The organism is Klebsiella huaxiensis (genome assembly GCF_003261575.2).
GTDB lineage: Bacteria > Pseudomonadota > Gammaproteobacteria > Enterobacterales > Enterobacteriaceae > Klebsiella > Klebsiella huaxiensis.
The window spans coordinates 3,586,692-3,611,478 of record NZ_CP036175.1; the positions used below are offsets into that span (position 1 = coordinate 3,586,692).

Genomic DNA, 24,787 nt, shown 5'->3' on the forward strand with positions numbered 1-24,787 from the left:
TACCTAACGCTAAGGAAGGTGCGAACAAGTTCCTGATATGAGATCATCATATTCATCCGGAGCGCATCCCAGAGGGACATCATGAGCCATCAACTCACCTTCGCCGATAGTGAATTCAGCACTAAGCGCCGTCAGACCCGAAAAGAGATTTTCCTCTCCCGCATGGAGCAGATTCTGCCATGGCAGAATATGACCGCTGTCATCGAGCCGTTTTATCCCAAGGCGGGCAATGGCCGACGGCCCTATCCGCTGGAGACCATGCTGCGTATTCACTGCATGCAGCATTGGTACAACCTGAGCGACGGTGCCATGGAAGATGCCCTGTACGAAATCGCCTCCATGCGCCTGTTTGCCCGATTATCCCTGGATAGCGCCCTGCCGGATCGCACCACCATCATGAATTTCCGCCACCTGCTCGAGCAGCATCAACTGGCCCGTCAATTGTTCAAGACCATCAATCGCTGGCTGGCCGAAGCAGGCGTCATGATGACCCAAGGCACTTTGGTGGATGCCACCATCATTGAGGCACCCAGCTCTACCAAGAACAATGAGCAGCAACGCGATCCGGAGATGCATCAGACCAAGAAAGGCAATCAGTGGCACTTTGGCATGAAGGCCCACATTGGTGTCGATGCCAAGAGTGGCCTGACCCACAGCCTGGTCACCACCGCGGCCAACGAGCATGACCTCAATCAGCTGGGTAATCTGCTTCATGGAGAGGAGCAATTTGTCTCAGCCGATGCCGGCTACCAAGGAGCGCCACAGCGCGAGGAGCTGGCCGAGGTGGATGTGGACTGGCTGATCGCCGAGCGTCCCGGCAGGGTAAAAACCTTGAAGCAGCATCCGCGCAAGAACAAAACGGCCATCAACATCGAATACATGAAAGCCAGCATCCGTGCCAGGGTGGAGCACCCGTTTCGCATCATCAAGCGGCAGTTCGGCTTCGTGAAAGCCAGATACAAGGGGCTGCTGAAAAACGATAACCAACTGGCGATGTTATTCACCCTGGCCAACCTGTTTCGGGTGGACCAAATGATACGTCAGTGGGAGAGATCTCAGTAAAAACCGGAAATAACGCCAGAAATGGTGGAAAAAATAGCCTAAATAGGCTGATTCGATGTGTTTGCGGGAAAAAAATCGGCCCAGATCCGCGAAATTTTAATCAGCGAGTCAGCTTGGGAAGAAATGACCTGCTTATTCGCACCTTCCCTAAGCCACCACCAAAGAGGATAAGCATTCCCCACATGGTCTCTTTTTGCGCCATCTCCCAGGTCAACATCGGTTCTTTTTTGACCGTCGTTATCACAAAGCAGAGGCAACCAAGAATCAGATATAAATGAGCGGGAGACAGTGCCGGAAAAATAGGTGCATAAAGAGGACGCGCAAAAGCGCCAATCAGGCCTAAAATGAACAGCGAAGCGCAGACTTTCTCATCACGCGTCATCGGTCCCAGTTCGCGGTAATTCTTTTCAAAGTACTCACGCGTTCCATTTAGCATTTTAACTTTCAGCGGCATCAGCAGCATACAGCCAAGGCTGACAATCGAAATAATGATGTAAAACGGTGCCATACGAATGAGCCAGTCAACGTACATAAACTCGTGACCAATATGCTCTTCAAGAATTGAGATAGCCGCAAGGTTCATCGCTCCTCCCAGAGGACTCCCTACACCACCAATACCAACCCCCCAGCCAATCGCCAACAGGATTGGAACCGCTGGTTTACATGAAGGTATATCGTCATAACCTGACGCTGCCAGCATGGCGATAGCAATAGGCGTAAACAATGCGCAAACCATCACATTCGGGAGAATGGTTGAAGCTACGATACTGGCAAGCAACCAGACCGTAATCTGCGACTTCATTGATGGGCCGATAAGAGAAAGAACTTTTAAAGCAACCCGGCGATCTAAACCAATCGAAGCCCAGGGGATGCACAGCAGCCCCGAACCAAAAATAAGGATGATGCTATCGGACCAATACTGGGCCGTAATGCTCCCCATCGGCACAATATTAAAGAGCGCGTTGATAATAATGGGCAAGAGGCTGGTTACAGCCACATGCACCGGGCGGGTAACCCACCAAAAGATCATCCACAGCAAGGTACCGACAGCCTGTGCGCCTGGGGTTGTCAGGCTATGTGAAAAAAGCAGGATAGCCACAATAAAAATGATAGGGCCGCTTAAGAGATATACCAAGCGTCGTGAGTTATTCATAGCATATCCCCAGCGTCAATTCTTTCAGTTGTAGACCAATAGATGCACACGTGTTTAAAAAACGTAATTATATAGATACAAAAAATCGCAACTTCATATCAGGAAAAGTAAATTCATTCTTTTCTACGAAGTGCATCACATTTAGCAAAAACGATTCAGTTATTTTTCAAAAAAAAGCCCAGCCAATGTCACCACTGTATTTAAAATGTATCTACATTGTTGAGGAGTATATGTCATACAGCTATACCGACTAACATGAAAAAATAAATTAATCCTTATATATCAAAACCATATCAAACATTAAAAATCAAAAAAAGCAGCTATCCTTACTATTTTCTATAGGGAGAACTCCCTATTTTATAAAGTTCATGCGCTATATCTCTTATTGTAGAGTGAAATCCAAAATGAAGTGACGTCTTCTTTATCAGTAATACAAATAGATTGTGAGATACTTTGTTGTGTATTTTTTATATAGAGAATAAATAATTGTTGCATGCATTGATTAAATGTCATGAGACAAGCTGCAAAAGGTCAGTTAATTCTCAGCAGTTAGCCCGATAAGCGTTTTGCTGGTCAGTAACTATTTTTAACCCTGTACGCTCGCTGGCAGGTGAAGTGGCTTATGAAGATTTGCGTACCGTCGATTTTCTCAGCCCCTTAAAAGAGGTCAACGACGCCTTAGCCAAAGTTCATAAAGTATGGGCATCGCAAAATGCGCAGGGTTGGAAACGAAAACGTGGCCAGAACTTGGCCACGATTTTTATAAGGCACAACAGTAGGAGGTTTCCCCATGGCTTGATAAGTAGCCCAAGCCCTGAGCCTGATACTAATTACTTTGCGTTACGCAAAATCTGTAGGCAGCGCTTAAGCTGATTATCTAAAGGCGCTTCGACACGCATAACTTCCCCGGTTCCCGGATGCGTAAATTTCAGAGCTGCGGCATGCAGGAACAGGCGGTTAAGGCCGGTTCCTGACAGTTGCTTGTCGAATTCACGGTCGCCGTAACGATCGTCAAAAGCTATCGGGTGACCCGCATATTGTGTATGCACACGGATCTGATGGGTACGACCGGTTACCGGACTACAGCGCACTAGCGTCGCATGGGTATAACGTTCTTCCACCTTAAAGCGGGTCTCTGAAGGTTTGCCCTCCTGATTGACCCGAACAATACGCTCGCCACTTTGCAGGATATTTTTCAACAGAGGAGCCTGCACTACTTTGGTGTGCGACTGCCACTGTCCGCGTACCAGGGCCAAATAATCTTTCTGCATTCCTTTATCGCGCAGCTGCTCATGCAGTGAACGCAGCGCTGAACGCTTTTTCGCAACCAGCAAAACGCCAGACGTATCCCGATCGAGACGATGAACCAGTTCCAGGAAGCGAGCCTCCGGGCGCAGCGCACGCAGACCTTCGATCACGCCAAAGCTCAGACCGCTACCACCATGCACCGCAGTACCTGAAGGCTTATTGAGCACCAGAATGTGATCGTCTTCATAGAGAATGACGTCCGCCAGCGCGGCCACTTTTTGCAGATGCGGGGATACCGCTTCTTCTTCCCTTTCTGCCACCCGCACTGGCGGGATACGTACTTCGTCACCGGCTTCCAGTTTGTATTCCGGCTTAACACGTTTTTTGTTCACCCGCACCTCGCCTTTACGCAAGATGCGATAAATCATGCTCTTCGGTACGCCTTTGAGTTGCGTACGCAAAAAATTGTCGATACGTTGCCCTGCATCATCATCCGCAATGGCAACCATTTTTACGCTTGGGGTCTCAGTTTTCATGGTGCGCGATTCTAAATAGCCCGACGCATTAGCGCCACTCATTTTTATATGCTTATATTTATCATTATCTGGATTGCATCGCATGCTTCATCGTCGTTTTGTTTGTTATTAGAACAATCTGTATACGCTGGTGAAGAAACTGTGAGTAACCGGATGATAAAAGGTAAAAGTCAACTTGCTATAACAAGCTTAGCAATGGAATAATGATGCAGTTTTCCGTGCTGAATCTTGTTAGAACAAGAAATTAGCGGAATGACCAATTTTGTCTGACCGATCATCCACGCAGCAATGGCGTAAGACGTATTGATCTTTCAGACAGTTAGCGGGCTGCGGGTTGCAGTCCTTACCGGTACAGGCTCTATGGATTTTACGTCGCAGGAAGGCGTCAACTCCGGGATTCCCGGGAGCTCATCTGAGTCAAATGATTGAGATGAGCAGGTTAAGCCAACATGCCTGCAACTTGAAAAACAATGGGTATAAATGGAATCTTCTCTGGTGATACATCCCAGGCAGTTCCCCTGATAATTGCACTGTGTTTCCGTTTGAAATACAGGCGACCGACACTCTGCGCCTCTTAAGCGCGCGACAACCGTGAGGTTGGCGACGTGAACCAGACTCGAGGCCATCGGTTTCCCCCGGTAAGGCGTTACTCTGCCCGTAGCTTAGTCGTCAATGTAAGAATAATGAGTAAGTTACGATGAAAAGAATGTTAATCAACGCAACTCAGCAGGAAGAGTTGCGCGTCGCCCTTGTTGATGGGCAGCGCCTGTACGACCTGGATATTGAAAGCCCCGGGCACGAACAGAAAAAAGCGAACATCTACAAAGGCAAAATCACTCGCATTGAACCTAGCCTCGAAGCCGCGTTTGTTGATTACGGTGCCGAGCGTCATGGTTTCCTCCCCCTCAAAGAAATCGCCCGCGAATACTTCCCTGCCAACTACAACTCTCATGGCCGCCCTAACATTAAGGACGTGCTGCGTGAAGGCCAGGAAGTGATCGTTCAGATTGATAAAGAAGAGCGAGGCAACAAAGGTGCCGCCCTCACCACCTTTATTAGCCTGGCGGGTAGCTATCTGGTGCTGATGCCGAACAACCCACGCGCTGGCGGTATTTCACGCCGTATCGAGGGTGACGATCGTACAGAGTTAAAAGAAGCGCTGGCTAGCCTTGAGCTGCCAGAGGGCATGGGACTTATCGTACGCACCGCAGGCGTCGGCAAATCCGCTGAAGCTCTACAGTGGGACTTAAGTTTCCGCCTGAAGCACTGGGAGGCTATCAAGAAAGCAGCCGAAAGCCGCCCTGCGCCATTTCTGATCCACCAGGAAAGCAACGTTATCGTGCGCGCTTTCCGTGATTACCTGCGTCAGGATATTGGCGAAATCCTTATCGACAACCCGAAAGTGCTTGAGCTGGCTCGCCAGCATATTGCAGCGCTGGGCCGTCCGGATTTCAGCAGCAAAATCAAACTGTACACCGGTGAAATCCCGTTGTTCAGTCACTATCAGATTGAGTCACAGATTGAATCTGCTTTCCAGCGTGAAGTTCGCCTGCCTTCCGGCGGTTCTATCGTTATCGACAGCACCGAGGCACTGACCGCAATTGATATCAACTCCGCACGCGCTACCCGCGGCGGCGATATCGAAGAAACCGCGTTCAACACTAACCTGGAAGCAGCGGATGAAATCGCTCGCCAACTGCGTCTACGTGACCTCGGCGGCCTGATCGTTATCGACTTCATCGACATGACGCCAGTACGCCACCAGCGCGCGGTTGAAAACCGCCTGCGCGAAGCGGTGCGCCAGGATCGTGCGCGTATTCAGATCAGCCACATTTCTCGCTTTGGCCTGCTGGAGATGTCCCGTCAGCGCCTGAGCCCATCGCTTGGTGAGTCCAGCCATCACGTCTGCCCGCGCTGTTCTGGTACCGGAACAGTACGTGACAACGAGTCGCTGTCGCTCTCCATTCTTCGTCTGATTGAAGAAGAAGCGCTGAAAGAGAACACCAAAGAAGTCCACGCTATCGTGCCAGTACCGATTGCTTCTTACCTGCTGAACGAAAAACGTGCTGCGGTTAGCGCCATTGAAACTCGCCAGACCGATATACGCGTCATCATCGTCCCGAACGATGAGATGCAAACCCCACACTACTCTGTACTGCGCGTGCGTAAAGGTGAAGAAACCTCAACGCTGAGCTATCTGCTGCCGAAACTGCACGAAGAAGAGATGGCGATGCCTTCTGATGAAGAGCCGCCAGAGCGCAAGCTTCCAGAACAACCTGCACTGGCTGCTTTTGTGATGCCAGATGCACCGCCTGCCCCTGCACAGGATGAATCAACCAGCTCACCAGCGGCTAGCACTCCAGCGGCATCTACTACGCCTAAAGCGGCTGCACCGGCTCAGCCTGGCCTGGTCTCGCGCTTCTTTAGCGCGTTGAAAAATATGTTCTCCGGTGCAGAAGAAGCCAAACCAACGGAAGTTAAGGTAGAAGCTAAAGCGGAAGAGAAAACAGAACGTCAGCAAGAGCGCCGTAAACCGCGTTCGAATAACCGACGCGATCGCAACGATCGTCGCGATAACCGTGATAACCGGGACAATCGTGCTGATAACGGCGAAGGGCGGGAGTCTCGCGAGTCTCGTGAAGAAAACCGCCGCAATCGCCGCGAGAAGCAGCAGAACGTCGAGGCACGTGAACCTCGCCAGACTACCGGTGAAGATGCGGAGAAAGGCAAAGCCCGTGACGAGCAACAACCTCGTCGCGAGCGTAACCGTCGTCGTAATGATGATAAACGTCAGGCTCCGCAAGAAGCGAAAGCACAGGCTCTTGAAGAACCCGTCGTGCAGGAAAGCGAGCAGGAAGAACGCGTTCAGACAATGCCACGTCGCAAACCGCGCCAGTTGGCACAGAAAGTTCGTGTTGAATCCGCTGCCGCCGCCGAGCAGGTTGTTGAAACGCTAGAAGCTGCACAGCCGGAAATCGTCGCGCCGCGTACGGAACTGGCAAAAGTCGATCTGCCTGCGGTTGTTGTTGAAACTGTTGCTGAGCACGACGAAAGCATCGATACGCGCGAAGCTGATGCTCGTGAGTCTAACGGTATGCCGCGCCGCTCACGTCGCTCCCCTCGCCATCTGCGCGTAAGTGGTCAGCGTCGTCGTCGCTATCGTGACGAGCGTTACCCGACTCAATCCCCGATGCCGCTCACTGTAGCCTGTGCATCGCCGGAAATGGCGTCAGGTAAGGTGTGGATCCGTTATCCAGTCGTTCGCCCGCAGGACCCGCAGCAAGAAGAAGCTCAGGTTCAGGAGTTCACGACTGCAGCGGTAGAACCCGTTGTTTTGCCTGCCGTTGTTGCAGAACCTGTTGTCGCTGAAGTTGTGACACCGGCAGTGGTCGAAGAGAGCGTTGCGGAGCAGGCCATTACCGCTGAGCCGCAAGTCGTCATCAGCGAACCTGAAGTTCCGGTTGTAGAAACAACTCATCCGGAAGTTATTGCCGCGCCGGTTGATGAACAACCGCAGCTAATCGCGTCAACAGATGAGGTCGTGGCTGAAGCTGTCGTCGCTGAAGCCGTAGAAGCCGTAGAAGCAGCTACAGAACAAACTGTCGAACCAGAAGAGCTGGCGGTTGCAGAAGAACCTGCTGCAGTAGAAGACGTTGCTGTGGTAGAAGAAATTCCTGTAACTGCGCAGCCAGCACCTGCAGCAGAACCAGTTGTTGAAGCTAAGCCTGAAGCGGTTGTTGCCCCAGTTGTCGTTGTAGCTAATCGCAGCGCTACCGCGCCGATGACGCGCGCACCTGCACCAGCTTATGAGTCGGAAGCACCGCGCCACAGTGACTGGGTTCGTCCAGACTTCGCCTTTAATGGTAAAGGTGCAGCAGGCGGACACAGTGCAACCCACCAGGCGTCAGCTGGGCCTACTCGCCCGCAACCTGTAGAGTAAGTTCCACACCTAAAAAGACCGGCCTTTGTGCCGGTCTTTTTTTATTCCCCTTCCGGCTGCTGCATCCCCGCTACCTGCGGCATCACCTCTCGCATCAAATCAAGAAACTTACGCAGTCGTGTCGGATAATAACGCGCCCACGGATAAACCAGATGCACAGGTAGCGAAGAAGCCCGCCACTGCGGAAACAATTCAACCAACCGCCCGACGGCGATATCTTCCGCAACTGCCCAGCTTGAGACTATCGCTACCCCTAGTCCAGCCAACGCGGTATTGCGTGCCACATGTACGCTATCGGTACTCAGACAGGGGGCAATAGCAAAGGTAATTTGCCGACCGTCGCTCTGAGATTGCAGCATCACTTCATGCTGATAAAATGTACTGATTGCTACCCACGGCAGTGCCGACATCTCCTGCGGAGTCTTTAAGGTCGGAGAGTTCGCCAGTAATGACGGTGAGGCAACAACGCTACGTGGAACCACAGCCAGTTGTACCGACACCGTCGCTGGATCGACTTCAGCGCCTACACGAATCGCGCAGTCGATACCGTCACTGAGAAAGTCCACTGTCTTATCATTCAGCATCCACTCCACTGACAGCTGCGGATAGCGCTGTAGAAACCCTACTAATGGTCCTAATAGTTGCTGCTGACCAAATGCGTGAGGCGCCCTTACCCGCAATACGCCGACCGGCCGATCGTCTGTAATGCGTAGATCGTCTTCCAGTGCCAGCCAGGCATCTACAACCTGTCGGGCATGCTGATAACAGCGCTCTCCATCATCGGTTAACTTCATCGCATGGGTGGTACGTAGAATCAGCTTCGCGCCAAGCAGGGCTTCCAGAGACTGTAATCGTCGACTTACCGTTGCCTGAGTCGTATTCATCTGTACAGCTGCCGCTGAGAGAGAACCAGCCTCAACGATACGAATAAAAGTTCGCATCAGTTCTATTCGATCTATACGCTCCTGCTTCTTCATTTTTCTTTTGCCTATACGCTTTACGTATAACCGTTTTACCACCGGCCTATCTACCACGCCAACCCTATTCCGGGAAAAATAGCGCCATCGCTTCTACGAGGAATTCATCATGACATCAACTCCACTCACTTCCCGCGCCGCCGGATGGGTTATTTTTATACTCGCCCTGGGCGCAGGCTTTAGCGTCGCCTCAATCTATTACGCTCAACCGCTACTACCGCTGATGGGGGCTAACCTGCATCTGAGCATAGAGGGAATGGGGCTGGTTCCAACCCTAACGCAAGCGGGTTACGCGCTGGGCATTCTTTTTCTTCTGCCGCTTGGCGACCGCCACGACCGCAGGAACCTGATTCTGATGAAAAGCGTCGCACTGGCAGTACTTTTACTGTTGTGTAGCCTGACTGGCCAACTGACTTCACTGCTGATTGTTAGTCTGCTTATCGGCATGGCGGCAACAATGGCTCAGGATATCGTACCGGCTGCGGCCATCCTGGCTCCGGCGGGCAAACAAGGGAAAATGGTGGGTACGGTTATGACCGGCCTGCTGCTCGGGATCCTGCTCTCGCGAACCGTCAGCGGATTAGTCGGTGCCTTGTTCGGCTGGAGAGTGATGTATCAGGCCGCAGCTGTCAGTATCGCGCTGATTGGCCTGGTCATGTGGCGCGTGCTGCCACGCTTTGAAATTCACTCAACCCTAAGCTACCCGCAGTTGATGAAATCTATGGCGCATCTGTGGCAACGCTATCCGGCACTGCGTCGCGCCGCATTTGCTCAGGGTTTCCTTTCTATTGCCTTCAGCGCATTCTGGTCAACGCTGGCGGTCATGTTGCTGGCGCATTATCAGATGGGGAGCGCGGTAGCCGGCGGGTTTGGTATTGCAGGTGCCGCCGGGGCGCTCGCCGCACCGCTGGCCGGAGGCCTCGCCGATAAATTTGGGGCAGAAAAGGTTACGCAATTGGGTGCCGCGCTGGTTACCGTCTCTTTTGCTCTGATGTTCCTGCTACCGATACTGCCGCCGCACGGCCAGCTGATCCTGATAGCCATCTCGGCTATCGGCTTTGACCTCGGGCTTCAATCCAGCCTCGTGGCCCACCAGAATCTGGTTTATGGTCTGGAACCTCAGGCACGTGGTCGCCTGAACGCGCTGCTGTTCACCGGGGTATTTATTGGTATGTCACTGGGCTCCGTCCTTGGCAGCAAACTGTATGTAGCTGCGGGCTGGAGTGGCGTGGTGACGTTGGCGGTCATTACCGGTGCGATTGCTCTTGGGATCCGCTTACTGGAAAGCGCCCGGGTCGTCTCGGCACAGCGTACCGTTAGGTAAAAAAAGCCGCTCTGCATAGATTGCAGAGCGGCTTTTACTTTATCCTGTCGGCTCAGACCGTACGGCGCGCGAACTCTTTCACCCGAAAACCGAGCAGTAATAGCGTCGCGAAGTAGGCAATGACGCCAACCGCAACAACCGCCATCAAACGCAGCAGACGCAATGGCATCGTCCCCAGCGACCACTCAGGCATCACGTACATCATGCCGAGCAGCGCCGCAGCCATCACCACTACCGCAACCACCAAGCGCAACAAGAACAGGAACCAGCCCGGCTGAGGAGTGAAAATTTTCTGCTTGCGCAATTGCCAGTACAACAATGCGGCGTTAAGGCAGGCAGCCAGGCCAATCGATAATGACAAACCCGCGTGCTTCAGCGGGCCAATAAATGCCAGGTTCATTACCTGCGTCATAATAAGCGTGACTATCGCTATTTTCACCGGCGTTTTGATGTCCTGACGCGAATAGAAGCCGGGAGCCAGCACTTTCACAACAATCAGTCCCATCAGGCCAACGGAATATGCCACCAACGCACGTTGCGTCATCGCCGCATCAAAGGCGGTAAATTTACCATACTGGAACAACGCAACGGTTAGCGGCTTGGCGAGTATCCCTAGCGCTACGGCGCTGGGCAGCGCAAGCAGGAAGCACAGGCGCAACCCCCAATCCATCAACCGGCAGTACTCATCATGGTTGCCGCTGGCGAAACTCTTGGACAGCGAAGGTAGGAGGATGGTCCCTAGCGCCACACCCAGCACGCCGGATGGGAACTCCATCAGGCGATCGGCGTAATACATCCACGAAACGGACCCGGAGACCAAAAACGAGGCAAAAATAGTGTTAATGATCAGAGATATCTGGCTGACGGATACGCCAAGAATTGCCGGACCCATCTGCTTAACTACCCGTACGGCTCCCGCATCTTTGAGATTAATTCGCGGTAGCACCAGCATGCCGATTTTTTTCAAGTGCGGCAGCTGATAGGCGAGCTGTAAAACACCGCCAACCGTCACCGCCCACGCCATGGCCAGCATTGGTGGATTAAAGTACGGCGCAGCAAACAACGCAAAACCAATCATGCTCACGTTGAGGAAAGTTGGGGCAAAAGCAGGTACCGAAAAACGGTTCCAGGTGTTGAGAATCGCACCAACCAAAGAAGCCAGCGAAATCAACAGAATATAGGGGAAAGTGATGCGCAGCAGCTGCGTCGTCAGCAAGAACTTATCAGGCGAATCAGCAAACCCTGGCGCCGTCACGGTAATCACCCACGGTGCCGCAAGCATACCGGCAACGGTCACCAAAGCCAGTATCAGCGTCAGTAACCCAGAGACATAGGATACAAAAACGCGAGTCGCGTCTTCGCCCTGCTTGCTTTTATATTCGGCAAGAATTGGCACAAAAGCCTGAGAGAACGCGCCCTCAGCAAAAATACGCCGTAAAAGGTTTGGTAACTTGAACGCGACGAAGAAGGCGTCGGTTGCCATTCCTGCACCAAAAATACGAGCGACAATCGCATCACGCGCAAAACCCAACACGCGCGAAAACATGGTCATCGAACTGACTGCCGCCAGTGATTTTAAAAGATTCATTAACGTGTAATTCCAAAACCCTGGAGTAAAACGCCCGCAAATTCGGGCGCTGGAAAGTGGCGATAGTCTACCGAGTTCATGATGAAATACTACTGCCAGATGTTACAACGGGTTATTCACTCATCGCCTCTCGCCAGAGTTTTTCCACGATGCGCTGGGCCAGCAGCGCCTGCTCGCCTGCAGTTTCGGGAACCGTCTGATTTTGCACACATTCAATAAAATGGCGCGCACAGCCGGCAAATCCACGTTGCTCGAGAGTCGTTTGCCAACCGGGAACCGGACGTTGTATTACGCCGAACCCACGCTCTTCTTGCCACTCTCGCATATCCCGTACTTCATATAGCCCACCATCGGTCACTGCCTGCACCCACTCCCGCTGGCTACCGCCGCGACGGTGCATGCTGGTTGTGACCTGAATTTGTGCGGAGCTGAAATGATGTTCCGCGTAAAGCATTTCACCTTGCGCCGTCGTTTGCAGCGTTCCGCTGCTCAAACGCACCTTATCACCAGCCAGCCACAATGCTGTATCGACAACATGTAAATAGTCATCCAACAGTGTAAAGCGCAGATCGTGGCCCACGCTGTCGCTGCGGTGCTTATCCATTCGCAGCGAGGCCGCATTGCCCAATTGCGCTTTTAGTTCACGATACAGTGGCGCAAAACGACGGTTAAAACCCACCATCAGCGTTAGGTTACGCCGGGCTGCCAGTTCTACCAGTGACTCCGCATCGCCGAGCTTATCCGCCAGCGGTTTATCAACGCAGACATGAACTCCAGCATTGAGCAGTTGGCTCACAATTTCATAATGTGAAGCCGTTGAAGTGTGCACGAATACAGCGTCACACTGTGCTGCCAGTTGCTCTAGTGAATCGGCATAGGGAATACGCCAGGTTTCGCAGACAGGCAACGCCTTCTCTTTTCCACGGGACCACGCCGCCTGTAGCGTCCAGCCGTCCGCGGCCCCCAGCACCGGCAGCCAGGCCTTTTGTGCGATCCCCCCTAAACCAACAACACCTACGCGTAGTTTTGCCGACATGCTTAATCTCCCAGATGAGCCAGCAGTGAATCCAGCCGCGCTTTTAGCTCTGCCACTTCCTCTTCCAGAACCTCAACACGGGCCTGAAGATCATCACCCTGCGGTGAAACGGCTTCCACTGCGGTGATAAGTGAATCCATATCATCGCAGAAGAGATGCATATAGCGACTTTCACGTTTTCCCGGCTCACGCGGCAAGCGCGCGACATACGGACCGTCTTCGCGTTTAGCCAGGTTTTCGAGAACGTTTTCAACTTCCGCCATATCGCTGAATTCATGCATCCGTTGTGCTCGTCCCCGGAGTTCACCAGGCGTCTGCGCGCCGCGCAAAAGTAGCGTGGTGACGATAGCCACCTCCGCAGAAGTTAATTTCAGATCGCCAAACTCAGAGTTGCAGAAACGTTGTTCATATTTGGTCACCCGGTTGCCGAACCCACTCACCGTGCGCAAGTAGTGTCGTTTCACTAGCGTATCAAGGAGGTCCTGAACATCGCTCTCACTTAACGACATCACCGGCTCACGGTTCGTTTTCTGATTACACGCGGTCACGACCGCATTAACCGATAGAGGATATTGCTCCGGCGTGGTGACCTGTTTTTCCAACAGGCAGCCAATGACGCGCGCTTCATGCGCGGTTAACTGATATTTCATGATGTCTCCTTAGCGACCCGGGATCCAGTCCGGTGTCGTCAACGCCGTCAATACATGATCGCGCCACTGCCCGTCGATCAGCAGATAATCTTTGGCGTAACCCTCTTTTTCAAAGCCCAAACGCGCCAGTAAATCGCCGCTGCGTTGATTATGCGGCATATAGTTTGCCATTATGCGGTGGATATGTTGCGTGCGTTGCATATAGCGAATGGCCGAAGTTAATGCTTCGAACATCAGTCCCTGTCCCTGCCATTTCTCACCGATGGAATAACCGAGATAACAGGCGTGAAACGACCCGCGCACGACATTGGAAAAATTCGCCACGCCGACAATTTCTTTTTCTTCTGCATCAAGCAGAGCAAAATAAAATGCCGAACCTTGCTTATGAAACTCCGAGATCATCGACAAACGCGCCTGCCAACCGGAAGGGTAACAGTGGCTGTCATCGCGCACTGGCTCCCAGGGTTTTAAGAACCCTTTATTCTCCGCGTAATAATCGGCCAGACGCCAGGCGTCACGATCGTGAACCAGGCGTACCACCAGCCGGTCCGTCGTCAAACGCACCTTCGGTACGTTACTGCGATAGCCAAACATTCCCCTCTCCTGTTCCCCTGACGCAATACTTGCTCACTTTACTATACCTGTCCTGCACGGCAGTGTGAAAACAGCAACATACCATTTTCTGCACCATCTCCGCTTTTCGATGAATAGCCTCTATCGTTCTTGCATTTTGATAAAAAAATATTGTCGCAAGTTAGCTGGGAAAATAACCTTCTACCCCGCAGAATGTCAGAGCTTATCCTTATTTTTCCCTGGAGGGGAAATGTCCCGCGTATCGCAGGCACGGAGCCTGGGTAAATATTTCCTGTTAGTCGATAACATGCTGGTGGTGCTCGGCTTTTTTGTCGTATTTCCGCTGATCTCTATTCGCTTTGTCGATCAAATGGGCTGGGCAGCACTCATGGTCGGGATCGCACTCGGTCTGCGCCAACTGGTGCAGCAAGGATTAGGTATCTTTGGCGGCGCAGTTGCCGACCGTTTCGGCGCCAAACCCATGATCGTCACCGGCATGCTAATGCGAGCTGCCGGTTTTGCTGCCATGGCCGTCGCCCATGAACCGTGGGTATTATGGTTATCCTGCATTCTCTCCGGTCTTGGCGGCACCCTATTCGACCCGCCGCGAGCAGCCCTGTGGTCAAACTGGTGCGCCCGCATCAACGTGGCCGCTTTTTCTCTATTCTGATGATGCAGGACAGCGCGGGAGCGGTAATCGGCGCGCTGTTAGGCAGTTGGCTATTGCAATATGATTTTCGTTTGGTTTGTAGCGCCGGGGCAGCGTTGTTCATCGTCTGTGCGGCGTTTAACGCCTGGTATCTTCCTGCCTGGAAACTCTCTACGGTGAAAACGCCCGTGCGTGAAGGACTGGGCCGGGTACTCCGTGACAAACGCTTTGTCACCTATGTTCTGACGCTGACGGGCTACTATATGCTGGCGGTTCAGGTCATGTTAATGCTGCCAATTATGGTCAACGACATTGCCGGTTCTCCTTCAGCGGTAAAATGGATGTATGCCATTGAAGCGGCTATTTCGCTGACTCTGCTTTATCCGATTGCCCGTTGGAGTGAAAAACGCTTTCGCCTTGAACATCGCTTAATGGCCGGCCTGTTGGTCATGACGCTGGCCATGATGCCGATTGGCTTAAGCAGCAACCTACAGCAACTGTTTACGCTGATCTGCATCTTCTATATAGGTTCCATTATTGCTGAACCCGCGCGTGAAACGCTGGGGGCTTCGCTGGCGGATGCCAGAGCCAGAGGTAGCTACATGGGCTTTAGCCGCTTGGGATTAGCCTTTGGTGGTGCCTTCGGTTATGCCGGCGGAGGCTGGCTTTTTGACGCCGGTAAAGCCGCCGGACAACCGGAGCTACCGTGGCTGATGTTAGGCATCATCGGCTTTGCAACGTTTATCGCGCTGTGGTGGCAGTTCAGCCCGAAACGTTCGACCTCCGGAATGCTGGAGCCGCGCACCTGAGTTGCCGGCCCCTCGTTTCTCTTCCATAATGAATTCAGGACACTCAGTCACTATGGAGGAGAAACGTGAAGTTATATATCTACGATCACTGCCCATTCTGCCTTAAAGCCCGCATGATTTTCGGTCTGAAGAATATCCCCGTCGAACTGATCACGATTCTGGAGGATGATGAATCAACCCCGACCCGAATGATCGGTCAGAAGATGGTGCCTATTCTGCAAAAAGATGACAGTCGCTACATGCCGGAAAGCATGGATATCGTGCATTACGTCGATAAACTGGATCGCCAACCGCTGCTCACCGGCCCACGTAATCCGGCGATTGAAACCTGGTTGCGTAAAGTCAACTCCTATGCCAACCGCCTGCTGATGCCCCGTTTCGCAAAGTCTGCCTTTGATGAATTCTCCACTCCTGAAGCGCGCGCTTATTTTGTGAATAAGAAAGAGGCGTCAATTGGCAGTTTTGCCGATCATCTCGCACATTCCCCCGGGCTAGTTAAGAACATCAGTGACGATCTGCGGGCGCTGGATAAACTGATAGTTCAGCCGAACGCCGTTAATGGGGAACTGTCTGAAGATGATATTCATCTTTTTCCGCTACTGCGCAGCCTGACGCTGGTCGCAGGTGTGAGCTGGCCAAGTCGCGTCGCCGCCTACCGCGATAATATGGCCAAACAGACGCAGATTAATTTACTGTCATCTATGGCCATTTAGACCTAAGGCAGCGAAAGGTTTGGTCGTTCGCTGCCACCTCGCTTCTTTTTCAGTCTTTTCCGCTAACACCTCCCGTGCTGGTAGGCCATGCTGCTTTGTGTCAGGATGAACCTATGGCATGACATTAAGGAACCCAATGAAAAAGATGTTTATCGCGGCCGCGCTTATTGTTAGCGGCCTTCTGAGCGGCTGTAACCAGCTTACGCAATATTCAGTTAGCGAGCAGGAAATCAACCAGGCGCTGCAGAAACGTAATCACTTCGCCAAGGATATTGGCCTGCCTGGCGTAGCGGATGCCCACATTGAGCTGAAAAACCTTACCAGCGCCATTGGTCGTGAAGAACCGAACAAAGTGACGCTAAGCGGAGTGGCGAATTTAGATCTGAATTCATTATTCGGTAACCAGAAAGCAACCATTGATCTGAAGCTCAAGGCGCTACCGGTATTTAATAAAGAAAAAGGGGCCATTTTCTTGCAGGAGATGGAAGTTGTTGATGCGAAAGTCCACCCTGAGAAACTACAGTCTGTCGTCCAAACGCTAATCCCTTATCTCAATCAATCACTACGTAGCTACTTCAATCAACAGCCCGCTTACGTGCTGCGCGAAGATGCCAGCACTGGCGAAGCATTGGCGAAAAAGTATGCTAAAGGTATCGAGGTGAAACCAGGGGAGATCATCATCCCCTTCACCAATTAATTCTTCGGGCGCTTCAGCGCCCGTTTTTTTACGGAAATTGATGCAAAGGAAAACGTTTACGCTTATCCTTAGTGCCCGGCAAAAACAGCCCTGATGACTGAACTTATTAGCCGGAGCCTTCCATGACAGCACAATCCCAGGTATTGAAAATCCGCCGCCCTGACGACTGGCATATTCATCTGCGCGATGACGATATGTTAAAAACCGTCGTGCCTTATACCAGTGAATTTTATGGCCGGGCGATCGTGATGCCGAATCTGGTCCCTCCTGTCACCACAGTAGAAGCCGCCATCGCCTACCGCCAGCGTATTCTTGATGCCGTCCCTGCGGATCATGATTTTACACCGCTAATGACCTGCTATCTGACCGATACACTCGACCCGGCAGAACTGGAACGCGGATTTAACGAGGGCGTGTTTACTGCCGCCAAACTCTATCCGGCCAATGCCACGACCAACTCCAGCTATGGCGTTACCAGCACCGATGCCATCATGCCAGTGCTTGAGCGTATGGAAAAACTGGGCATGCCGCTGCTGGTTCACGGTGAAGTCACCCACCCAGATATCGATATTTTCGACAGAGAAGCACGCTTTATTGACACGGTCATGGAGCCTTTGCGCCAGCGTCTGCCCGGCCTGAAGGTTGTCTTCGAACATATCACCACGAAAGACGCCGCTGAGTATGTACGCGATGGTAACGACCTGCTGGCGGCCACCATTACCCCTCAGCACCTGATGTTTAACCGCAATCATATGCTGGTTGGCGGCGTGCGCCCTCACCTTTACTGTCTACCGATTTTGAAACGCAATATCCACCAGCAGGCACTGCGTGAACTGGTCGCCAGCGGTTTCGAGCGAGCCTTCCTTGGTACTGACTCCGCCCCGCATGCCCGTCACCGCAAGGAGGCCAGTTGCGGCTGCGCAGGTTGTTTCAACGCGCCAACCGCGTTGGGAAGTTACGCGACGGTGTTTGAAGAGATGAACGCCCTACAGCACTTTGAAGCTTTTTGTTCACTTAATGGCCCACGTTTCTATGGTCTGCCGGTCAATGAAACCTATGTTGAACTGGTGCGTGAAGAAAGCACAGTGGTAGAGAGTATCTCGCTGCCAGGCGATTCACTGGTGCCGTTCCTCGCCGGAGAAACCGTGCGCTGGACGATGAAAAAATAAATCCCACGCTCCCTGTTGTAAACGTGCAAACGATACTGTATAAATAAACAGTACATTACACAGGGGGCAATTATGCGCATTGAAGTGTCTATCGCCAAATCTACAGCCTTACCCAGTGGCGCGTTAGAAGCGCTGAACAATGAACTCTCACGGCGTATCGATCAACAGTTCCCCTCGATGTCAAGTCAGGTGACGGTCCGATATGCGGCCAATAACAATTTGTCGGTCATCGGCGGTTTAAAAGAAGATAAAGACCGGATTAGCGAAATCCTGCAAGAAACCTGGGAAAGCGCCGACGATTGGTTTGTCCGCGACTAGTCAATTAAATTTGCTCCCTCATTGTGCAACTTTTTGCCGGGTCGCCCCGGCTTTTTTATTCTTTTCATACTCAGACATTCCCTATTCCCCCCGCTTACGCCCTTATAAAATAACGAAGAATGAAGCCTCGCGCGCACAAAAAATCAGCAATCAGTGGCGTATGTATCTCTATTTCATTTAATTTCTCGAGTTTATTCTTGACTACTGATATAATTAACCTGCTTCAGATAATATGCATTAAACCTCGAGAACTGTTGTCTTTTAACATATGAAGAAGGGGTTATGATGGAAAAGAATAATGAAGTCATCCAGACCCATCCCCTCGTTGGATGGGACATCAGCACCGTGGATAGTTACGATGCGCTGATGTTGCGCCTGCACTACCAAAACCCCACTCAAGAAAGCAGTAGAGACGCAGAAATTGGCCAGACGCTATGGCTAACGACGGACGTCGCACGTCAGTTTATTTCTATTCTGGAAGCAGGTATTGCGAAGATTGAATCCGGCGAATACCAGGAAAATGAGTATCGCAGACATTAGCAATAACGCACTAATGTCTAAATATTCACTGAACAGGCACCTGTGGGTGCCTGAACTATTTTCGGACTTGTATAACAGCGGGTTGTTAATTACCCTGCTAATAAAGCAATAACCCGGAACTCACCATGCAATATGACCTCATCATTATCGGTAGCGGCTCCGTTGGCTCCGCCGCAGGCTACTATGCGCGACAGGCAGGGCTTAACGTTCTGATGATCGATTCACATCAGCCTCCACATCAGGAAGGCAGCCATCACGGCAACACGCGCCTCATTCGTCACGCCTATGGCGAAGGCGAAAGGTATGTCCCTCTGGTGCTACGAGCACAAAAAATGTGGGATGAATTTGCCGCCGCCAGCGGTGAAGCCGTTTTTGAACGCACGGGGGTCATTAATCTTGGACCCGCAAACTCCGAATTTCTGCGCAACGTTGCCAATAGCGCGCGCCAATTCCAGCTCAATATTGAAGAAATGGATGGCCAGGCCGTTATGGCTCGCTGGCCGGAAATCCGTGTACCACATGATTATCAGGCGATATTTGAACCAGCATCCGGTATATTGCGCAGCGAACTGGCTATTGAGACCTGGATCCGCCTCGCCCGCGAAGCAGGCGCGGCCCAGCTATTCAATTGCCCGGTCTCCGCCATTCATCATCAGCCGAACGGTATAACCGTAGAAACAGTAGATGGTGAATACAGCGGTAGAAAACTGCTAGTCAGTGCCGGAACCTGGGCCACTCGCCTGCTGCCAAATCTGCCTGTTCAACCGGTCCGTAAGATTTTTGCCTGGTTTCAGGCCGATGGCCGCTACAGTACCAAGAATAACTTCCCGGCGTTTACTGGCGAATTACCCAATGGCGATCAATATTACGGCTTCCCGGCCGAAGACAATGAGTTGAAAATCGGTAAGCATAACGGGGGACAGCTCATTTCAGCCCCCGAAGAGCGCGCACCATTCGGCGCTGTTGCTACTGATGGCTCCGAATCTTTCAACTTCCTGCGCAACGTATTGCCCGGTATCGGCGGCTGTCTCCATGGCGCATCCTGTACCTACGATAATACGGCTGATGAAGACTTCATTATTGATACTCTTCCCGAACAGCCCAATACGCTCTTGATTACCGGGTTAAGCGGACACGGCTTTAAATTCGCTCCGGTACTGGGAGAGCTTGCAGTACAGTTTGCACTTGGTGAACCTTCTGAGTTTGATCTGACACCCTTTTCGCTGGCTCGCTTTCAGCAATAATAGCCAACTCTGCGGTTCTGCAACCGTGCAAAAAACAACGGCCTCGATTGAGGCCGTTAATCACTGAGAGATTATATGCGTCGCCTGTTTGAATTACTGGTTAACAACATCCGCGAGCATTTTATGATTTATCTGGCGCTGTGGCTTCTACTGGCGATTATCGATCTCATCTGGTTATGGTTTTTCTGAAGACTCAGGATCCGGGATCCCTAGTCTGGTGTTCAGACGACCGCGAGATTTATTGAAGATTTTATTACCATTTTCGCGCCCGGCACGCAGTTTCCGCTGCTCCTCTTCCGGCAGCTTATGCTCTTCCATACAGGCTTCGCTGCAGCACCCGGCAAATTTTTCCGCGCAGTCCGGACACTGAATAAACAGCAGGTGACAGCCATCGTTCAGACAGTTGGTATGGCTATCGCAGGATGTACCGCACTGATGACAATGAGCGATCACATCGTCTGAGATCCGCTCTCCCATACGCTCATCAAAAACAAAATTCTTACCGACAAAGCGTACCGGCAGCCCCTGCTCGCGGGCACGGCGGGCGTACTCGATAATACCGCCTTCAATATGCCAGACTTTACTGAAGCCGTTATGCTTCATCCAGGCGCTGGCTTTTTCACAGCGAATCCCGCCGGTGCAGTACATAACGATCTTTTTATCTTTATGTTCCTGCATCATTTCAACGGCTTTCGGCAACTGATCGCGGAAAGTATCTGCTGGAATTTCCAGCGCATTATCAAAATGACCAACTTCGAATTCGTAATGGTTACGCATATCAATAAAGACCGCGTCTGGATCATCAAGCATCGCATTCACTTCCGCGGCCTTCAGATAATCTCCCACGTCTGAAGCATCAAACGTTGGATCATCAATACCGTCAGCGACAATGCGGTCACGAACTTTGAGGCGCAGAACCCAGAAGGATTTACCATCGTCGTCCAGGGCGATATTGAGGCGCAGGCCTTTCAGTGCCGGGTCAAAGTCATACAAAAATTCACGTAACGCATCGACTCGGCTCTGCGGAACGCTGATTTGTGCGTTAATACCCTCATGGGCCAGGTAAATACGTCCAAAAACGTTCAATTTGGTCAGCGCTAGCCACAGCGCGTCACGGGTCGCTTTCGGATCGATAATAGTGAAATACTTATAAAATGAGATCGTTGTGCGCGGCTCGGTTTCAGCCAACATTTGCGCTTTTAACGTCTCATTTGAAATGCGGTTATGTAACACTGGCATGGTGTACCTGCTCGGCATAATCAATGGGTCAATAAACGGCGGGCATCATATAGCAAACACCAACAATTTACATCCCCACATTTTGAGCTACATTTCCCTCATCCACATTTATAACTATTAACAATAAATGCCTTCAGAGACTGTCATTTTGGCTGATGTATAAAAAAATGCGATAATGGAACACGTTGCTTAATAGAACAGGTATGAGATGACCCATTTACCTAAATTTTCTGCAGCGTTGCTGCATCCACGTTATTGGTTACTTTGGTTTGGCGTTGGCCTGCTTTGGTTGGTCGTACAGCTTCCTTATCCGGTGATTTACCGCCTTGGTACCGGATTGGGCCACCTGGCCAGACGCCTGATGCGTCGCCGGGCTAAAATAGCCTCTCGCAATCTGGAACTCTGTTTTCCCGAAATGAGCGAGCAAGAACGCCGCCGGATGGTGGTTGCCAACTTTGAATCTGTCGGTATGGGTTTGATGGAGACCGGCATGGCCTGGTTCTGGCCAGCCAGACGTATCGCGCGCTGGACCGATTCCATTGGCGTTGAACATATTCGGGCCGTACAGGCACAGAATCGCGGTATTCTGCTTATTGGCATCCACTTCCTGACGCTGGAGATGGGTGCACGCATGTTCGGTATGAATGAGCCTGGTATCGGCGTCTACCGCCCAAACGACAACCCGCTTATCGACTGGCTGCAGACGTGGGGGCGATTACGTTCCAACAAAGATATGATTGACCGCAAGGATCTCAAAGGCATGATCCGCGCTCTGAAGAGAGGTGATGTGATCTGGTACGCGCCGGATCACGATTACGGCCCGGCAGCCAGCGTGTTTGCTCCCTTTTTCGCGGTCGATCGGGCTGCCACGACTTCAGGAACCTGGATGCTGGCAAAAATGTCGAAAGCCTGCATCGTCCCGTTCGTGCCTCGTCGCAAACCTAACGGTAAAGGTTATGAGCTGATTATGCTGCCGCCGGAATGCGATCCGCCCCTGGATGACGCTGAGACAACCGCTATCTGGATGAACAAAATCGTCGAGAAATGCATTCTGATGGCCCCAGAGCAATACATGTGGATGCACCGTCGCTTCAAAACTCGTCCACCTGGCGTCCCTTCTCGTTATTGATCCGGCAAATGCCCCTATCCCGCATCTGAGCGCAGATGTAGGGATTGGCGAGCAGACTCTGGACCTGTTTTAGCTTTAAAAGCGGTCGTCCATTGCGACGATCATTTCTCAGGCGCATAATTAGCAAGCTCATATTTTCAATTGTTTGACCTGCATCGCAGGTCAGTGGAATCCTATGCCCTCTGCTGATACCCCGATTAACTGGAAACGCAATCTCACCGTAACCTGGCTCGGTTGCTTTTTAACCGGCGCCGCGTTTAGTCTGGTGATGCCTTTTCTTCCTCTCTACGTTGAACAGCTCGGCGTAACCGGTCATAGCGCCCTCAATATGTGGTCGGGGATCGTCTTTAGTATCACCTTTTTATTCTCTGCAATTGCCTCACCGTTCTGGGGCGGCCTTGCTGATCGTAAAGGGCGAAAAATTATGCTGCTGCGTTCTGCGCTCGGTATGGCTATTGTCATGTTGCTGATGGGGCTGGCGCAAAATATCTGGCAATTTCTGATCTTGCGCGCGCTGTTGGGCCTGTTGGGTGGGTTTATTCCCAATGCCAATGCCCTGATAGCAACCCAAATCCCCCGACATAAAAGCGGTTGGGCGCTGGGTACGCTGTCGACGGGCGCAGTTAGCGGCGCGCTGCTTGGGCCTCTGGCTGGCGGTTTCCTGGCCGATCACTGGGGATTGCGTACCGTCTTTTTTATGACTGCAGCTGTTCTGTTTATCTGCTTCTTGTTTACCCTGTCTCTCATTCGCGAGAATTTCGTCGCGGTCAGCAAAAAAGAGATGCTCAGTGCGAAAGATGTTTTCTCTTCGCTGAAAAATCCCAAACTGGTCCTAAGCCTGTTTGTGACCTCATTAATCATCCAGGTTGCCACTGGCTCAATTGCGCCAATTCTGACGCTATATGTGCGCGATCTGGCCGGTAATGTCAGCAATATTGCGTTCATCAGCGGCATGATTGCCTCGGTACCCGGTATTGCCGCACTGCTCAGCGCCCCCAGACTAGGAAAGCTGGGCGACCGAATTGGTCCGGAAAAAATCCTGATTGTCGCCCTGGTGATTTCGGTTCTACTGCTGATACCGATGTCGTTCGTCCAGACACCATTGCAGCTTGGGATTCTGCGTTTCCTGTTGGGTGCCGCCGACGGTGCGCTACTGCCCGCCGTACAGACGCTGCTGGTATATAACTCCACCAGCCAAATTGCCGGACGAATCTTCAGCTATAACCAATCGTTCCGCGATATTGGCAACGTGACGGGTCCATTGATTGGCGCATCGGTTTCCGCCAATTACGGTTTTCGCGCGGTTTTTTTCGTCACTGCCTGCGTAGTTCTGTTCAACGCGGTTTACTCTACCCTCACTCTGCATCGTCCGCGCCGTGTTCCCCCCCCGGACGACGCAAGTTCCGGCAGTCATTCTGTAAATTAATAACGCGAGGGGGGTTACCTCCCTTGACGCTTTGCCAACTGCCTTCTATAGATTGAATCGTGTTCATTTCTATTCTTCTTAGGGGGTTAGCCATGCCAAAGGATTCGATGTTCTATGCCACGCTCGAAGAAGCTATCGATGCGGCCCGTGAAGAGTTTCTTGTTAATAATCCGGATAGCGACGAAGAGAGCGCCAACGTCGAGCAATTAAATATTCAAAAATACGTGCTGCAGGATGGGGATATCGCCTGGCAAGCAGAGTTTTTTGCCGATGAAGATGAGCAAGGCGAATGTCTGCCAATACTTAGCGGCCAGGCAGCACAAAGTGTTTTTGATGGTGACTATGATGAGATTGAGCTTCGTCAGGAGTGGCTGGAAGAAAATACGCTGCATGAGTGGGACGAAGGTGAATTTCAGCTCGAACCCTCTCTTGACACCGAAGAGGGCCAGGCCGCTGCCGATGAATGGGATGAACGCTAATTAATTGTAGGGACCATGGCTGGCGTCCAGCGGCAACAGTAGCGTATCAAACACCAGCGAAAAGGGCAGATCGAGAATCGTGATATAGCGCCATGAGGAATCACGCACATCCCACTGTACGCCGGGATAATACTGGTTTCCATGTCCCTGCCCCGGCACCGTGCGACTGATAATGCTACCGCAGCCGCTGAGAACCAGCGTCATGGCGATAACCAGTAAAACTCTCATCTATAACCTCTATTTTCAGGTAAAAAAATACCGGCATTTTTGCCGGTATTTTCCTTTACG

General features: G+C 51.8%; 22 protein-coding genes and 1 pseudogene. 14 read left to right on the forward strand and 9 right to left on the reverse strand.

Translation table 11 applies throughout. The features are described 5' to 3' along the window. Nucleotides 1–81: 81 nt before the first annotated feature. Entirely contained in the window at nt 82–1,062 is a 981-nt protein-coding gene (locus DA718_RS17285) for an IS5-like element ISKpn26 family transposase (RefSeq protein ID WP_016947617.1), read from the forward strand. Between the two features lie 100 nt (nt 1,063–1,162). Here DA718_RS17285 and DA718_RS17290 read toward each other — a convergent pair whose 3' ends face one another. Together DA718_RS17290 and rluC are read right to left on the reverse strand one after the other, a co-directional pair. Next, complete coding sequence (locus DA718_RS17290) at nt 1,163–2,215, reverse strand: SLC13 family permease (RefSeq protein WP_130624391.1); 1,053 nt, start codon at nt 2,213–2,215, stop codon at nt 1,163–1,165. An 830-nt stretch (nt 2,216–3,045) separates the two neighbouring features. Continuing rightward, nucleotides 3,046–3,999, reverse strand: a complete 954-nt coding sequence (rluC, locus tag DA718_RS17300) for a 23S rRNA pseudouridine(955/2504/2580) synthase RluC (RefSeq protein ID WP_167492784.1) — start codon at nt 3,997–3,999, stop codon at nt 3,046–3,048. Between the two features lie 697 nt (nt 4,000–4,696). Here rluC and rne point away from each other — a divergent pair. Then, complete coding sequence (rne, locus tag DA718_RS17310) at nt 4,697–7,939, forward strand: ribonuclease E (protein ID WP_112217213.1); 3,243 nt, start codon at nt 4,697–4,699, stop codon at nt 7,937–7,939. 41 nt (nt 7,940–7,980) lie between these two features. Here the strand turns inward: rne and DA718_RS17315 are convergent, their stop codons facing one another. Beyond that, nucleotides 7,981–8,916, reverse strand: coding sequence for a LysR family transcriptional regulator (locus DA718_RS17315; protein ID WP_112217212.1), 936 nt, complete (start codon nt 8,914–8,916; stop codon nt 7,981–7,983). Between the two features lie 109 nt (nt 8,917–9,025). Between DA718_RS17315 and DA718_RS17320 the strand changes: the two genes are divergently transcribed. Continuing rightward, on the forward strand, nt 9,026–10,240 hold the full coding sequence (locus tag DA718_RS17320; RefSeq protein ID WP_112217211.1) for an MFS transporter: 1,215 nt from the start codon (nt 9,026–9,028) through the stop codon (nt 10,238–10,240). A 52-nt stretch (nt 10,241–10,292) separates the two neighbouring features. On the opposite strand, the gene murJ is transcribed toward DA718_RS17320, so the two are convergent. The 4 genes from murJ to rimJ form a co-directional block, all read right to left on the reverse strand. Then, nucleotides 10,293–11,828: a murein biosynthesis integral membrane protein MurJ gene (gene murJ / locus DA718_RS17325; RefSeq protein WP_112217210.1), complete on the reverse strand. Its 1,536-nt coding sequence runs from the start codon at nt 11,826–11,828 to the stop codon at nt 10,293–10,295. Nucleotides 11,829–11,940: 112 nt separating this feature from the next. Next, a complete protein-coding gene (locus DA718_RS17330) occupies nt 11,941–12,864 on the reverse strand; it encodes a Gfo/Idh/MocA family protein (protein WP_112217209.1) in 924 nt (307 codons plus the stop codon). A 2-nt stretch (nt 12,865–12,866) separates the two neighbouring features. Then, nucleotides 12,867–13,514, reverse strand: a complete 648-nt coding sequence (locus DA718_RS17335; protein WP_112217208.1) for a YceH family protein — start codon at nt 13,512–13,514, stop codon at nt 12,867–12,869. Nucleotides 13,515–13,523: 9 nt separating this feature from the next. Beyond that, on the reverse strand, nt 13,524–14,108 hold the full coding sequence (gene rimJ, locus DA718_RS17340; protein WP_110277103.1) for a ribosomal protein S5-alanine N-acetyltransferase: 585 nt from the start codon (nt 14,106–14,108) through the stop codon (nt 13,524–13,526). Nucleotides 14,109–14,337: 229 nt separating this feature from the next. Here rimJ and mdtH point away from each other — a divergent pair. From mdtH to DA718_RS17380, 8 genes and pseudogenes are all read left to right on the forward strand, one after another. After that, a pseudogene (gene mdtH / locus DA718_RS17345) lies at nt 14,338–15,545 on the forward strand (multidrug efflux MFS transporter MdtH). 65 nt (nt 15,546–15,610) lie between these two features. Beyond that, nucleotides 15,611–16,258, forward strand: a complete 648-nt coding sequence (gene grxB, locus DA718_RS17350) for a glutaredoxin 2 (protein WP_112217207.1) — start codon at nt 15,611–15,613, stop codon at nt 16,256–16,258. Between the two features lie 136 nt (nt 16,259–16,394). Next, on the forward strand, nt 16,395–16,955 hold the full coding sequence (locus DA718_RS17355) for a lipoprotein (RefSeq protein ID WP_112217206.1): 561 nt from the start codon (nt 16,395–16,397) through the stop codon (nt 16,953–16,955). Nucleotides 16,956–17,077: 122 nt separating this feature from the next. Continuing rightward, nucleotides 17,078–18,124, forward strand: a complete 1,047-nt coding sequence (gene pyrC, locus DA718_RS17360; RefSeq protein WP_112217205.1) for a dihydroorotase — start codon at nt 17,078–17,080, stop codon at nt 18,122–18,124. A 72-nt stretch (nt 18,125–18,196) separates the two neighbouring features. Continuing rightward, nucleotides 18,197–18,442 (forward strand): DNA damage-inducible protein I, encoded by a 246-nt coding sequence (gene dinI / locus DA718_RS17365; protein ID WP_110277098.1) that lies wholly within the window; start codon nt 18,197–18,199, stop codon nt 18,440–18,442. 285 nt (nt 18,443–18,727) lie between these two features. Then, nucleotides 18,728–18,982 (forward strand): biofilm formation regulator BssS, encoded by a 255-nt coding sequence (gene bssS, locus DA718_RS17370; protein WP_110277097.1) that lies wholly within the window; start codon nt 18,728–18,730, stop codon nt 18,980–18,982. Between the two features lie 125 nt (nt 18,983–19,107). Further along, a complete protein-coding gene (solA, locus tag DA718_RS17375; protein WP_112217204.1) occupies nt 19,108–20,226 on the forward strand; it encodes an N-methyl-L-tryptophan oxidase in 1,119 nt (372 codons plus the stop codon). A gap of 75 nt (nt 20,227–20,301) precedes the next feature. Beyond that, complete coding sequence (locus tag DA718_RS17380) at nt 20,302–20,415, forward strand: DUF2770 family protein (RefSeq protein ID WP_112217203.1); 114 nt, start codon at nt 20,302–20,304, stop codon at nt 20,413–20,415. Here DA718_RS17380 and trhO read toward each other — a convergent pair. Then, entirely contained in the window at nt 20,401–21,465 is a 1,065-nt protein-coding gene (gene trhO, locus DA718_RS17385; RefSeq protein ID WP_112217202.1) for an oxygen-dependent tRNA uridine(34) hydroxylase TrhO, read from the reverse strand. The two genes, DA718_RS17380 and trhO, sit on opposite strands and share 15 nt — an antisense overlap. A 208-nt stretch (nt 21,466–21,673) precedes the next feature. Here trhO and DA718_RS17390 point away from each other — a divergent pair, with 208 nt between their 5' ends. From DA718_RS17390 to DA718_RS17405, 3 genes are all read left to right on the forward strand, one after another. Further along, on the forward strand, nt 21,674–22,594 hold the full coding sequence (locus DA718_RS17390) for a Kdo(2)-lipid IV(A) acyltransferase (protein WP_112217201.1): 921 nt from the start codon (nt 21,674–21,676) through the stop codon (nt 22,592–22,594). A gap of 175 nt (nt 22,595–22,769) precedes the next feature. After that, nucleotides 22,770–24,020 (forward strand): multidrug efflux MFS transporter MdtG, encoded by a 1,251-nt coding sequence (mdtG, locus tag DA718_RS17400; RefSeq protein ID WP_112217200.1) that lies wholly within the window; start codon nt 22,770–22,772, stop codon nt 24,018–24,020. A gap of 92 nt (nt 24,021–24,112) precedes the next feature. After that, nucleotides 24,113–24,499: a MysB family protein gene (locus DA718_RS17405; protein WP_110277091.1), complete on the forward strand. Its 387-nt coding sequence runs from the start codon at nt 24,113–24,115 to the stop codon at nt 24,497–24,499. On the opposite strand, the gene DA718_RS17410 is transcribed toward DA718_RS17405, so the two are convergent. Further along, nucleotides 24,500–24,727: a YceK/YidQ family lipoprotein gene (locus DA718_RS17410; protein WP_110277090.1), complete on the reverse strand. Its 228-nt coding sequence runs from the start codon at nt 24,725–24,727 to the stop codon at nt 24,500–24,502. It lies immediately after the preceding gene. Nucleotides 24,728–24,787 lie beyond the last annotated feature (60 nt).